Origin of the sequence: Paenibacillus sp. RC21, from assembly GCF_044907935.1 — a bacterium.
Taxonomy (GTDB): domain Bacteria; phylum Bacillota; class Bacilli; order Paenibacillales; family Paenibacillaceae; genus Paenibacillus; species Paenibacillus terrae_A.
Genome location: NZ_JBIYCS010000001.1, coordinates 726,082 through 741,971, shown reverse-complemented (window position 1 = coordinate 741,971; position 15,890 = coordinate 726,082). Strand labels below are relative to the sequence as shown.

Sequence of the window (15,890 nt, the reverse complement as noted above, 5' to 3'; positions counted from 1 at the left end):
AAGTGAAATCATTGCATTTTAGAAAATGATTTAGAAAACAAAGTCGATGGAATCCGGTGAGAAGCCTTCCGGCTGCTCGCCCGAGTTCACCTGAATTTCGCTTAACAGCAGATCCGGGTTTGCCCCAACCTGTGACAGAATCGCTATCAAATCTTCCGTTAATCGTTCAATCGCCTCTGCCCCAAACAGCTTCGTGCAATATTCAAAGGAACCCTTGATCACCCCGTCTTCATCGCTCATGGACAAGGTCAAATCAAATTTGGAGATACGATGCTCCCGAACATACGGACTGAAGGACAGGGTCTCAAGCTTCGCTTCCTGCGACTCCGTATTTTCCAGTGCAAACATGGTGTCAAACAATGGGTTACGGCTTGTATCCCGTGCTACATCCAGCTTTTCCACTAACTCTTCCAGTGGATAATCCTGATGCTCGAAGGCTTGCAGCGTACGATCTCTGGCTTCCAGCAAGTAGTTGTGGAACGTTTGGTTGCCCTTCGGCTGATGCCGGATGGCTAGCGTATTGACGAACATTCCGATCAGTGGCTCCAACTCAGGCAACAAGCGGCCTGCTACCGGAGTACCGATGATCAAATCGTCCTGACCGCTGTATTTGGACAGCAGAACGGTGTAGGCGCTCAATAGCACCATGTACAACGTACTTCCGGTCTGTGCCGCCATTCGGTGCAGTTGTTCGGATACATTCGGGTCAACTGTAAATTCATACAGCACACCCTCGAAGCTGCGAACAGCAGGTCTTGGATAAGCAATCGGCAAATCCAGTACCGGCAATTCTCCGGCTAAATGCTCCAGCCAGAAGTGTTCCCGGCGTTGATATGACTCACGCTGCATTTCCTGCTGCTGCCACACGGCATAGTCCTTGTACTGAATCGGCAGCGGCTCCAATTCCTGCTCCTCGTACAGCTGTACCAGTTCCTGCACGATATTGTTAGACGATACACCGTCTGAAATAATATGGTGCATGTCGTACATCAGGAAATGGCGCTCTGGTCCGGTTTGAATGATCCGGACACGCAGCAGTGGTGCCTGCCGAAGATCAAAGCTGCGTACAAAGGATTCGATATACGCTTCGGCTTCAGATTCACTAACCTGCAGGCGCTCTACTGCAAACTCAACCTGATCGTAAACCCGCTGAACAACCTCGCCTTCCACCATTTCAAAGGAAGTCCGCAACGTTTCATGGCGGGCTATTAACTGACGGAATGCTTCCTCCAGTCGATCTGCCTGAAGCGGTCCTTCCACCGTTAGCACATCCGGCATGTTGTAGCTGACATCCCCACCTTCCAGATGGCTCAAAATGTACAGACGTTTTTGAGCCGAGGAAACCGGGTAGTAGGCCTGTTTCGCCGCCGCAGGGATCACCGTATAGGTGTCTGTGCCGTGCGTAGCTATGAGCTGGGCTTGCTGCTCAATCGTAATGTGCTGGAACACCTCACGCAGTGTAATCCGGCTGTCCAGTTCCTGATGGATTTTGGTCACCAGCGTTGTTGCTCGCAGGGAGTGTCCACCCATGTCGAAGAATGAGTCGGTGACTCCAACGCTGGACAGCTTCAACACATCCTGCCAAATTTGAGCAAGCTTGGCTTCGAGCGGCGTCCGCGGCGCAACGTATTCCATGCCACCTTCGAGGCGCGTTTCCGGCGCTGGCAACGCCTTGCGGTCAATTTTTCCGCTTGGGGTCAGCTGGAAACGATCCAGTTGTACAACATATATCGGGATCATGTAATCCGGCAGCTTCGGCTGCAGCGCATTGCGCAGCTCCGGCAGACTCAGCGGTGCTGTGGCTACGATGTAGGCACACAGGTCCTTATGTCCGTCTTCGCTTTCCCATGCCGTGACCACGGCTTTCTGAATGCCGTCTACGGTCAGCAGCTGTGCTTCCACCTCGCCCAGCTCGATCCGGTACCCCCGGATTTTCACCTGGTGGTCGATCCGGCCTAAATACTCGATGCTTCCATCTGGCAGCCATCGGGCCAGGTCGCCCGTCCGATACATCCGGTGGATGTGGGCATCTGGAGCTTGTTCAGCTTCCACTGAAGCTGAGGCAAACGGATTCGGTATGAACTTCTCTGCCGTCAGTTCCGGCAGGTTCAGGTATCCTCTTCCTACACCTGCACCTCCAATATAGAGCTCACCTGCGATACCGATCGGCACCAGTTGCTGCTGGCTGTTCAGGATGTACACAGACTGGTTCGCTATCGGCGTTCCGATGGATACGGTGTGTTCACCTTTTTCCAGCAGCACGTTCAGGGCTTCTACATCTTCAATCGTATAAGCTGTTGCATCTACCGTCGTTTCGGTCGGACCATACACATTAGTAATTACCGGGCGGTACCCGGACCACTTGTGCAGGAACACATTGACCAGTTGTACAGATAATGCTTCACCGCCGATCAGGTAATGCTTCACTTCTGGCGCTTCCGTCACACTGACGCTTTCGTTCAAAATATGCAGATGCGCAGGTGTGCCGTCCGACAGATCAATTCGGTGCGTTCGGTAGTAGGCGATCAAATGCTCCCCGCTCAGGCTGACGTCACGGGATACCACATGCAAGGTGTGGCCTAATAACAAGCTGGCAAAGATTTGCTTCACCGAAGCGTCAAATACAAATGCCGACAGCCATGCGACATGAAGCGGCTGTTCATAACGGCTGTATACTCGCTCAAATAAAGCATCTACCAGATTGCTGACACTGCCCTGCTCGATCATGACACCTTTCGGCTGACCGGTTGTGCCTGACGTGTAAATCATATAGGCCAGGTTATGCGGGCGGGCCACAGGGATCAGGTTGCTCGCATCCTGTGCTCCCAGTTGAGCTTGAACGTTCTCATCGTCAAGAACTACTGCTCGAACTGTGGATGGCAAGCTGAGTGAGAGATTGGCGACTCTGCTTGTAATCACGACCTTTGCCCCGCTGTCTTGGAGCATGTAGTCGATACGTTCCTGCGGATACATGGTATCCATCGGCACATACGCGCCTCCGGCCTTAAGTACTCCTAGAATGCTCACCAGGATATCGGCAGAACGTTCCAGTAACACGCCTACCGGTTGATCTGCATCGATTCCTTCCGCTCGTAACACACGGGCCAATCGGTTCGCACGCTCGTTCAGCTCGGCGTAGGTCAGCGTCGTGCCCCCAGACACGACCGCTACCCGATCAGGGCTGCGCTTCGCTTGCTCTTCAAATCGTTCGCTGAGCGAGCGACCTTGTTCTGTTTCACGCACGCTATGCGCGTTCGGGTCATTGAACACCTTCAGAATCCGCTCGGTTTCTTCCGCTGTAATCAGCTCCAGCTCGCCCAACTTCGCATCCGGGTTCGCTGCCACGGCTTCGGCCAAACGAATGAAGTGACGTGTCATCCGTTCTACGGTTTCCCGTTGATACAACGCGGTTGCATACTGCAATCCAAACTGGATGCCTACCCCTTCCTCCCTGGCTTCCAGCATCAAATCAAACTTGACTGGCGTTTGTTCCAAGCCGTATGGACGGAAGCTTAGGTCTGCCAGCTGCAATTCGCTTTCCTCAGTGGTTTGCAGCGTAAACATCGTATCGAACAGCGGATGGCGGCTCATATCCCGCTTCACGTTCAGCTTTTCCACCAGTTCCTCAAATGGATAGTCCTGATGTTCGTATGCTTGCAGGGCACGATCTTTCACTTCTTCCACGTAGCTGCGGAAGGTATGCTCTGCCGTCGGATAGTTTCGCAATGCCAACGTACCAACGAACATCCCAAGGATCGACTCCAGATCTGCATGCGGTCGTCCTGCAATCGGCGTGCCGACTACCATGTCCTCTTGGCCGCTGTATTGGTGCAAGAGTGCGGTGTACGCAGCCAGCAGCACCATGTACAATGTAGAGCCTGTGTGCGCCGCCAGTTCTTTCAGGCGTTCGCTAACTTCATGCTCCAGTCCGAACACGACCGTATCCCCTGCCGTACTGCGTACCGCCGGACGGGCAAAGTCCGTAGGTACATCCAGTACAGGCAACTCACCCCGGAAGGTGTCGAGCCAGTACGCTTCCTGACGCTGCATCCACTCCTGATGGGCTTCGCTTTGCTGCCATACCGCATAATCCTTGTACTGAATCCGCAATGGCGATAGCTCTTCACCCTCATACAAGCGGACAAATTCATCAGTCAGTACGCCCATGGACACACCATCCGAGACGATATGGTGCATATCGAGCATAAGCAAATGCTGTTGTTCTTGTTCCACTCCTTGTACGCCCAGGTCCACCAAGCCTACCCGCAGCAGCGGCGCTGCTTGCAGAACGAACGGACGGACAAAGCGCCGTACCAGTTCTTGCGTTTCCTTGCTGACCATCATGTCCGTATCCGTAGTCGCACCCTCTGCCTGTACCTTTGCATATTCCACCTCGAACGGCACGATCTCCTCAATCCATTGCATCGGCTCACTGTCCACTAGTTCAAAGCGGGTACGCAAGGTTGCATGGCGGGCGATCAGTTGCCGGAACGCGTCTTCTACTCGTTTCACATCGAGCGGACCACTCACTTGCAGCACCGACGGCATGTTGTAGTTCACATCATTCGGGTCGAACTGATGCAGCACATACAGTCGTTTTTGCGCCGAGGATAACGGGTAGAAGCCACGGGCTTCTGTCACCGGAATGGACGCATAGTTCACTTGATCCAGCTGTTCCAAAACGGCTGCCAGTTGTTCAATCGTTGGTGCTTCAAAAATACTGCGCAATGGAAGCGGCTTATTCAGCTCCTTGTGAATCTTCGAGGCCAGGGTTGTCGCCCGCAGTGAATGTCCGCCAATCTCAAAGAAGTTTTCCTTCACTCCAACCTGTGCCAATCCAAGTACATCTTGCCAAATTTGGGCCAACTTCACTTCCACCCATGTCCGCGGTGCAACATAATCCGCTCCGCTTTGCAGACTGACCTCTGGTGCCGGTAGTGCTTTGCGGTCGATTTTACCGTTTGGTGTCAGCGGCACCTGCTCCAAGTGGATGAAATATGACGGCATCATGTAGCCTGGCAGCTCCTGGCTTAAAGCGCTGCGTAGCTCACTTGCCACAACTTCCTCATCGGTGACCACATAAGCGCAGAGCTGCTTCTGCCCTTGCTCATCTTCTCGTGCGATGACCACAGCTTCTCGCACCGCCTCCAGCTTCAGCAGCTGGGTTTCTACCTCGCCCAGCTCGATCCGGTAGCCGCGAATTTTCACCTGTGCGTCGATCCGTCCCTTATATTCCAGGGTCCCGTCCACATTCAAGCGTACTAGGTCGCCTGTGCGATAGCAGCGTTCTCCGCTGCGGAACGGGCTGTCGATGAACTTTTCGGCCGTCAGATCCGGACGGTTGAGGTATCCACGTGCCACCCCGTCACCGCCCACGATCAGTTCTCCCCATACCCCGATAGGCTGGAGCCGCATCGAACGGTCCACGACATACGCCGTCGAGTTATGGATCGGTCTGCCAATTGGTACCGATCCTGATTGCACGCCAGTAATCGTATGTGTTGTGGAGAAGGTCGTATTTTCGGTCGGGCCGTAGCCGTTAATAATCTGCAGGTTCGGATGGGCTATCATTACCCGGTTAATATGCGGTACAGACAGCACATCACCACCGACCAACAGCTCCCGTACCCCCTCAAACAGATCAAGATCCTGCTGGGACAGCTGGTTAAAGAGCGGCGCGGTCAGCCACATCGTGGTAATGCCATGATTGCGAACAGCTTCCTTAAGCTTAGGCCCGTCCAAAATGACATCCTGACTTACCAGCACCAGCTGTCCACCATTCAATAGCGCACCCCAAATTTCAAAGGTGGATGCGTCGAAGACAATAGCCCCTGTCTGCAAAATGCGCGTGTCGGCATCCAACTGCGCATAGTTAGTATTTTTCACCAAACGTACAACATTACGGTGTTCTACCATGACGCCCTTTGGCTGGCCCGTCGTACCCGACGTATAAATCACATACGCAAGGTCGTTCGGACCAGACAACGGCTCTAGATGGGAGCCATCCTCGTGGTACACACCCTGTGCCCCATCCAACACCAGCACGTTGCCATTAAAAGCAGCTTTGTCCAGCAGATGGCTTTGCGTCAACAACAGCTCTGCCCCCGAGTCATTCAGCATGTAGCGGATACGCTCCTCTGGATACGTCGGATCGATCGGAACATATGCACCCCCGGCTTTCAAAATGCCTAAGATACCCACGATCAAGTCTACCGAACGCTCGGTCATCAGTCCCACCAGGCGATCCTTCGTCACGCCTTGATTGCGCAGAGTACGAGCCAGACGAGTCGCGCGTTCATTCAGCTCGCGATAGGTCAACTGCTCTCCTTCGAAGAACAACGCTGCCTGCTCCGGTGTCTGCGCTGCTTGTGTTTCGAACAAGCCATGGATCGTTTGCTCCCTTGGATACTTGACGGCTGTATCTCCCCATACGCCCAGAATTTGCTCGCGCTCCTGCTCACTTAAAACATCCAACTCATGCACTTGAATGTCTGGCTTCGCTGTCACTTGCTCCAGCAGCTGCACCAGATGGCTCTGAGTCCGTTCAACGGCTTCACGATCATAGAGCTTCGCATTGTATTCAAATCGGATTTTCATCGCTTCCAGCGGAATGACGAGCAAATTGAAATCATAGTTGGTTTGTTCAATCATACCTGCGTTGCTAATTTCAAAATCCGATTCTGCACCTTCGCCAAGTTGCTCGACCTGCTCCTCCACCGGATAGTTTTCGAACACGATAATGTGGTTGATCAAGTCTTGCTTTTGCTCGCTTAAGGCTTGAATTTCATATAGCGGATACGTTTCATAAGCTTGAGAAGCCAGCGCCTGCTTCTGATTCGCTCTGATCATGTCGGCAAATGTATCCTCAGCTCCACTACGGATACGTACTGGAATGGTGTTAATGAACAAGCCCACCATATTTTCAATACCCGAAATATCAGCCGGACGACCCGACACTACACCGCCAAAAACAGCGTCATCACTACCGTTGTACTTTTGAAGCAGCAAGCCCCATGCCGTTTGCAGTAATGTATTCGTGGTCACGTGGTGCTCCTTGGCAACCATTTCAATGCGGCCTGTCAAATCCTTGCCCAGATCGCACAGCACATGCTCAAATTGTGCACCTTCCGCTTTCACGCCTACTTTTCCGGTCGGAATCGAAGTTTGCTGATCATAGTCGAGCAAATAATCCTTCCAGTATGAAGATGCAGCCTCTACATCCTGTGCTTCAAGCCACTCAATATATTGACTGTACGGAGTAACTGGGGCAAGCTTCGGTTCTCTATGCTCGACGGCTGCAAAATAAGCCTCAAACACCTCATCCGTTACCAACGCCACACACCAGCCATCCATCAAGATGTGATGAGAGCTCCACACAAAATAATAATCCTCATCACCTGTTCGTAAAATCGCCACGCGCATCAATGCATCCTGGGACAAATCGAATCCGGCTGCCTTGTCTTTGCGAATAAATTCCTTCACGTACGCGTCACGCTCCTGCTTAGCCAAATGACGCAGATCCTCATATTTGAAACCAATATCCTTGCGGCGGAAAATGACCTGCACCGGCTCATCCTGCCAACCACTGTAGAAATTAGCTCTAAAAATCTCATGCCGCTGCGCCAAATGATTCAAGCTATCTTGGAAAATATCCGCTTGGAAGCGTCCGCGCAAATCAAATGTCGTTTGTTCAAAATAAGCACCTGACTTTGCATCCATCAGATTATGGAACAGCATACCTTTTTGCATCGGCGTTAACGCATATACATTTTCCAGTTTGCCAATGTCACGAGTCCGCTCTACCAATTGATCCAGCTCAGCCATGGTTACATTTTTAAGCATTACATCGCTTGGAGTCAGCTCCTGTTGTTTGCGGCCTGCGCAATGCGCAATGATTTCCCGCAAGCTGGTTCTGAACTCCTCGGCTAGCTGCTCCATCGTTTCTCGGCGATATTCCTGATTGCTGTAGCTGATCGTCAATTGCAGTTCGCCTTCCGAAATCATTCCATTAATGTCTAGCGTGTGCGATCTGGCTGCATGTGCGCCAAGCTCTTCACCGCTGGAGTAAGGAGATACGTCAATGGATTGATTTTGCATATCTTGATCAAATTGTCCCAAATAGTTAAAGCTGATTTCAGGCTCGGTTACAAAACGCTCTTGCTCACGTGCGGCGGACAGGTATCTCAAAATACCGTAGCCGATACCCTTTTGCGGAATGCGACGCAGCCCTTCCTTCACATGTTTGATGCACTGTGAAAGGTCTTGTCCCACGCTCATATCCAGCACAACCGGGAATTGAGTCGTGAACCAGCCGACGGTGCGAGTAATATCCAGCTCTGGCAAAATGGACTCCCGTCCATGACCTTCCAGGTTGACGAGCACTCGTCCAATGCCAGCCCAGCGATGAATCGTCATTCCTAATGCTGTAAGCAGCAAATCATTCATATCCGTGTTGTAGGCACGATGCGCCTGTTTTAACAGCTGCTCCGTTTCCTGAGCTGTCCACGTGGCAGTAACGATATCGCTGTCTCTATTTAAGGAATAGGACTGTGGCTGGTCTTTTGGAAGCGGCTCATACATTCCCTGTTCAATTTCTTGCCAGAATGTGAGTTCCGCTGCAATTTCCGGACCGTTCGCATATTGAGATTGTCCATCAGCCCAGGTGCGGAACGAATCCGTTTTGTACGGAAGACGAATCGCTTGTCCGTTCAATGCCTGCTCATAGGCTGTTGTAATATCCTCGAACAAAATGCGCCAGGATACGGTGTCCACCACTAAGTGATGAATCGCAATCAGCAAATGGTCTCCATCTGGGCAATGGAACAGCCCCAGCTTCACCAGCGGTCCTTCACTCAAATCAATTCCAGCTTGAATTTCATTCGCTTTGGCCTCAATGGCCGCAGACACCTCAGTCTCATTGCGGAAGTCCGTCTGCTCCAGCGTGTACAGCTTACCCTCACCAATCGCACGGCTCCATGCTTCGTATCCGTGATCGGTAGGACGGAAAATGGTACGCAGCGCGTCGTGATGGCTAACAATTTGCTCCATCGCTGTACGCAATGCCGTTTCATCAAAACCGTCCTTGCTATGCAGCATGATGGACTGGTTATGGTGATGAGCATCCGTCAGGTTTTGCTCAAAGAACCATTGTTGAACTGGTGTCAGCTTCACAGCGCCCACCACTTCGCTCTGATCTGCCAATCTTGTCACAGATTGGACTTTCAGCGCCAATGCAGACACCGTTGGATTGCTGAACAGGTCTTTCATGTTCAGTCGATAGCCTGCTTGCAGCAATCGGGACGATACCTGCAGGGCCTTGATCGAATCGCCGCCCAGCTCGAAGAAGTTATCCTGCGTGCCTACCGCTTCCACGCCGAGCACCCCTGCCCATACCGAAGCCAGTACCTGCTCGACCGTTGTACGCGGTGCCACATAGGCTGCACCTGTATGGATGCTGCCTTCCGGATCCGGCAACGCCTTACGGTCGATTTTGCCGTTGCTCGTCAGCGGGATCGTCTCCAGTCGCATCAAGCGTGCTGGCACCATGTGTGTCGGCAGTCCTGCTTCCAGCTCAGCCTGTACCTCCTCGATCCGCAGCTCCGCTTCTCCCGTGATATAGCCGCACAAATACTTGTGCCCACGCTCATCTGTCCGGTCGATCACGACCGCTTGACGCACACCCGGCACCCGCTGGATCACGGTTTCGATCTCGCCCAGCTCAATCCGGTAGCCCCGGATTTTGACCTGATAGTCCATCCGGCCGATAAAGTCCACGTTCCCGTCCGGCATCCACCGTGCCAGGTCACCTGTGCGATACAATCGTTCACCCGGCACGTACGGATTCGCCACGAATTTCTCGGCCGTCAGGTCGGCACGGTTCAGGTACCCGCGTGCTACCCCGGCTCCGCCAATGCATAGCTCGCCCAGTACGCCGATAGGTACCGGATTCAATTGGCTGTCCACGATATAAAAACGTGCATTCAGCCACGCCTGACCAATCGGCACACTGCCGCTGCTTGGCAGCTTCGATAGCTCTTCGTCATAGAAGCTGGAGTCAATCGCTGCTTCCGTTACGCCGTAGCTGTTAATGATGCGAATATCTGCACCAAATCGTTCTTGTAGCACCCGGTAATCTGTCACGCTACAGCTATCCGAGCTGGTGATCAGCAGCTCCAGACTGCTCATGTCCAGTCCGTGTTCATGCACATGCTGCATGAATGGTACGATCAAGGCCGGTGTCGATTCGAACACCGTAACCTGATAGTCACGAATCCAGCTGTATAGACGGCTCGGATCAATCCGGTCGTCTTTCGGGCAGATGACCATTGTTCCGCCGTTATAGAGCGCCCGTGCGATATCCCCGACGAATACGTCAAAGGAGAAGCTTGCCAGTTGCAGCAATCGTACCGGGAATTGGTTCAGACGGTAATCCCGCCGATACGCCGCAGCCGTATTCACCAAGCTCCGATGCTCAATCATGACTCCCTTCGGACGTCCCGTTGTTCCGGAGGTGTAGATCACATACGCCAGATCCTGCGGCTCGTTGATATGCTCGATATCCGCAGTATCCCCGGTGTACAGCGACTCATCGTCCAACGCCAGTACGGTATGCAGACGCAGTCCTGTTGCTGGTTCGGATGTTGCTTTGTTTTCCTCCAGCCATCCCTGCGCACGCTCCTGCAAGCCTGTTTGAGTCAAGAGTACCGTCGCACCGCTGTCCTCCAGCATGAAACGAATACGTTCTGACGGATAATCGGCATCCAGCGGCACATACGCGCCTCCTGCCTTCCATACCGCCAGTACGCCGACCAGCATATCCACCGAACGTTCGCTCAAGATGCCGACAATCGACTCGCGTTCAATGCCTTCATTTCGCAATCTACGAGCCAACTGGTTCGCACGCTCGTTCAGTTTGCGGTACGTAAGCTGTTGCTCCTCGTACACAACCGCCACGTGATCCGGTACAAGCTGCGCCTGTTCCTCCACAAAGGTATGGAACAGGGCTCCTGCTTCAACGGCAGCAACATCCGATACCCCCACATCTCCAAAACCGTAGATGATTTGTGCTTTTTCCTCGACGGTTACCATATCCAAAGCTGCCAGTGGCTGCTGTGGATGAAGTGTAATGGCACGAACAAGTTCGGTAAAATGCTTGGCCAATCGCGCGATGGTTTCAGGCTTGTACAGCGCCGTGCTGTATTCCAGACTGCACAGGATACCTTCCGGCTGCTCCACTGCATCCAGAGTCAAATCAAATTTGGCAGTATTATTTTCCGTCGGATACGGCTTTAAGGTCAGACCTTCCAGCTCCAACTCCTGCTGCTCAAATGTTTTCAACTCAAACATCGTGTCAAACAGCGCATTTCGGCTCGTATCCCGTGTCAAATTCAGCTTTTCAACCAGCTCTTCAAAAGGATAGTCTTGATGCTCATAGGCACTGAGCGCATGCTCTTTGACCTCTCGCAGATGATCAAGGAACGTTTTCTCGCCAGATGGATAATTGCGGATCGCCAGCGTGTTAAGGAATACGCCTATCAGGCCCCCCAACTCCGCATGTGGTCTTCCCGCAATCGGCGTTCCGACGATAATGTCCTCCTGCCCCGAATATTTATGCAAGAGCGTGCTATACGCTGCAAGCAACACCATGTACAAGGTTGATCCGGTTTGAGCGGCCAGCTGCTTCAACTGCTCGCTGTCCTCCATGCTGATGGCAAAATCCAATCGAGTTCCTTCCAGACGCTGTACGGCTGGTCTTGCAAAATCTGTTGGCATATCCAGCGCCGGAATTTCACCAGCCATGGTTTTCAGCCAATAGCTTTCTTGCTCATGAAGACGTTCACTTTGCATATCTGCATGCTGCCAAACGGCATAGTCCTTGTACTGGATGCGAAGCGGCAGCAGCTCCTTGCCTGCATACAATTGAGAAAGCTCCTGCACGATAATTCCCTCAGTAACGCCATCCGAAATAATATGGTGCATGTCATAGAGCATAACGTGACGTTGCGGTCCGTTTTCTACCAACTGAACCCGCAGCAACGGTGCTTGCGCGAGATCAAATGCACGTACAAAGTCCAGTGCATACTGCTGTGTCTCTTCTTCGCTTGCACGCACATGCTCGACGTTGAATTCGACATTTGGTTCAATACGTTGAACAACCTCGCCATCCACCATATCGAATCTGGTTCGCAGGGTTTCATGACGGGCAATCAGCTGACGGAAGGCTTGCTCCAGTCGCGTTTTATCCAGGGAACCTTCAATAATCAAAGCTTCCGGCATGTTGTAGCTAACCTCTCCACCTTCCAGATGACTCAAAACATACATCCGTTTTTGCGCCGAGGAAACTGGATAATATGCGCGCTCCTCCACAACAGGTATGGATACATACGTGTGCTGTGTCTGATGTTCACCCATCACCTGTACCAGTTGCTCAATCGTCGGATATTGGAAAATATCTCGCAGCGCCAGCTTGTGATGCAGCTCCTGATGAATTTTCGCCACCAGTGTTGTAGCACGCAGAGAATGTCCTCCCACTTCAAAGAAGTTATCCTTAATGCCTATCTGCGAATGATTCAGCACACTTTGCCAGATACGTACCAGTTGCTCTTCCAGCAATGTCCGCGGTGCAGCGTACTCCGTACCTCCCAAGCGTGCTTCCGGCGCAGGCAACGCTTTGCGGTCGATTTTTCCGTTAGGTGTCAGCGGGAAATGATCCAGTTGTACGACATACGTCGGGATCATATAGCCCGGCAGCTTTGGCTGCAGCGCATTGCGTAGCTCCGGCAAGCTCAATGCCTCTGAGGCTACGAGATACGCACACAGGTCCTTGTTGCCATCTTCGTTTTCCCAGGCGGTGACCATCGCTTTTTCAATACCATCCACGGTCAGCAGCTGCGCTTCCACCTCGCCCAGTTCAATCCGGTAGCCCCGGATTTTGACTTGATAGTCCATCCGGCCGATAAAGTCCACATTTCCGTCCGGCATCCACCGCGCCAAATCGCCTGTGCGGTACAATCGTTCACCCGGCACATACGGATTCGCGACGAATTTCTCGGCCGTCAGATCCGCACGGTTCAGGTACCCACGCGCTACCCCAGCTCCGCCAATGCATAGCTCGCCCAGTACGCCGATAGGTACTGGATTCAATTGGCTGTCCACGATATAAAAACGTGCATTCAGCCACGCCTGACCAATCGGCACACTGCCGCTGCTTGGCAGCTTCGATAGCTCTTCGTCGTAGAAGCTGGAGTCAATCGCCGCTTCCGTTACGCCATAGCTGTTAATAATCCGAGTAGCTGCGCCAAACCGCTCTTGCAGCACTCGGTAATCCGCCACATTGCAGCTATCCGAGCTGGTGATGAGTAGCTCCAGACTGCTCATGTCCAGTCCCTGTTCATGCACATGCTGCATGAACGGTACGATCAGAGCTGGTGTCGATTCAAACACCGTAATCTGATAATCGTGAATCCAGTCATACAGACGGCTGAGATCAATCCGGTCGTCTTTCGGACAAATCACCATCGTTCCGCCGTTATAGAGCGCCCGTGCGATATCCCCGACGAATACGTCGAAGGAGAAGCTCGCCAGCTGCAGCAGCCGTACCGGGAACTGGTTCAGACGGTAATCCCGGCGATACGCCGCAGCCGTATTCACCAAGCTGCGATGCTCGATCATGACTCCCTTCGGACGTCCCGTTGTTCCGGAGGTGTAGATCACATACGCCAGATCCTGCGGTTCATTGATAGGTTCGATATCCGTGGTGTCTCCGGTGTACAGCGACTCATCATCCAACGCCAGCATTGTCTGCAAGCACAGTCCAGTTGCTGGTTCGGATGTTGCTTTACTGTCAGATGGCGAGTCTAATGTTAAACTCAGGTCTCCATGGAGGGTATCTGATTCCACCGTCTCAGCGCTAACCGCCGTTTCCAGTTGGCCCTCAGACTTCCCTCCGGCCAAGGCCCCTCGGCTTTCCTCCAGCCATACCTGCGCACGCTCCTGCAAGCCTGTTTGGGTCAACAGTACCGTCGCACCGCTGTCCTCCAGCATGAAACGAATACGTTCTGACGGATAGTCTGCATCCAGCGGCACATATGCGCCTCCAGCCTTCCACACCGCCAGTACGCCGACCAGCATGTCTACCGAACGTTCGCTCAAGATGCCGACAATCGACTCGCGTCCAATGCCTTCATTTCTCAATCTACGAGCCAATTGGTTCGCACGCTCGTTCAGTTTGCGGTACGTAAGTTGTTGCTCCTCGTACACAACCGCCACGTGATCCGGTACAAGCTGCGCCTGTTCTTCCACAAAGGTATGGAACAGGGCTCCTGCTTCAACAGCAGCAACCTCCGATACCCCCACATCTCCAAAACCGTAGATGATTTGTGCTTTTTCCTCCACGGTTACCATATCCAAAGCTGCCAGTGGCTGCTGCGGATCAAGTGTAATCGCACGAACGAGCTCGGTAAAATGCTTGGCCAATCGTGCGATGGTTTCAGGCTTATACAGCGCCGTGCTGTATTCCAGACTGCACAGAATACCTTCCGGCTGCTCCACTGCATCCAGAGTCAAATCAAATTTGGCAGTATTATTTTCCATCGGATACGAATTTAGAGTAAGACCTTCCAACTGCAACTCCTGCTGCTCCAATGTTTTCAACTCAAACATCGTGTCAAACAGCGCATTTCGACTTGTATCCCGCGTTAAATTCAGCTTCTCAACCAGCTCTTCAAAAGGATAGTCTTGATGCTCATAAGCACTGAGCGCATGCTCTTTGACCTCTTGCAGATAATCAAGATATGATTTGTCGCCAGACGGATAATTACGGATCGCCAACGTGTTGATGAATACACCTACCAGGCTCTCCAGTTCCGCATGCGGTCTTCCGGCAATCGGCGTTCCAACCACGATGTCCTCTTGGCCCGTGTATTTATGCAAGAGCGCGGTGTACGCCGCCAGCAGCACCATATACAGTGTTGCGCCTGTTTGTGCGGCCAGCTCTTTCAGACGTTCGCTAACTTCACGCTCCAGTCCGAATTCGATCGTATTTCCTGCTGTACTCTGCATCGCCGGACGGGCAAAGTCGGTTGCCAGATCCAGCACAGGCAGTTCGCCTCGGAAGGTGTCGAGCCAGTACGCTTCCTGACGCTGCATCCACTCCTGATGGGCTTCGCTTTGCTGCCATACCGCATAATCCTTGTACTGAATCCGCAATGGCGACAGCTCTTCACCGTCATACAAGCGAACAAATTCATCGGTCAGTACCTCCATGGACACACCATCCGAAACGATATGATGCATGTCGAGCATGAGCAAATGCTGCGGTTCTTGCTCCACTCCTTGTACGCCAAGGTCCACCAAGCCTACCCGCAGCAGCGGCGCAGCTTCCAGATCGAACGGACGGACAAAGCGTCGCACCCGCTCTCTCGTTTCCTTGCTGACCATCGTGTCTGTATCCGTAGTAGTCGTATCCTCTGCCTGAATCTTTGCATATTCCACCTCGAACGGCACTGTGTCCTCAATCCATTGCATCGGCTCACTGTACATCAGCTCAAAGCGGGTACGCAAGGTCGCATGGCGGGCGATCAGTTGACGGAACACATCTTCTACTCGTTTCACGTCCAGCGGGCCACTCACTTGCAGCACCGACGGCATGTTGTAATTCACATCATTCGGGCCGAACTGATGCAGCACATACAGTCGTTTTTGCGCCGAGGATAACGGGTAGAAATCACGGGCTTCCGTCACCGGAATGGACGCATACGCCACTTGATCCAGACTTTCCAGAACTGCTGCCAGTTGTTCAATCGTTGGTGCTTCAAAAATACTCCGCAATGGAAGCGGCTTGTTCAGCTCCTTGTGAATCTTCGAGGCCAGTGTCGTCGCACGCAGCGAAT

General features: G+C 52.8%; 1 protein-coding gene (running past one end of the window). It reads right to left on the bottom strand.

Annotated features, from left to right (window positions below):
* Positions 1 to 30 precede the first annotated feature (30 nt).
* Positions 31 to 15,890: the 3' end of a non-ribosomal peptide synthase/polyketide synthase gene (locus ABIA61_RS03295; RefSeq protein ID WP_404580280.1), read on the bottom strand. 26,245 nt of this gene lie beyond the right edge of the window; the window shows 15,860 of its 42,105 coding nt (coding positions 26,246-42,105); its start codon lies off the right edge, out of view; its stop codon occupies positions 31 to 33.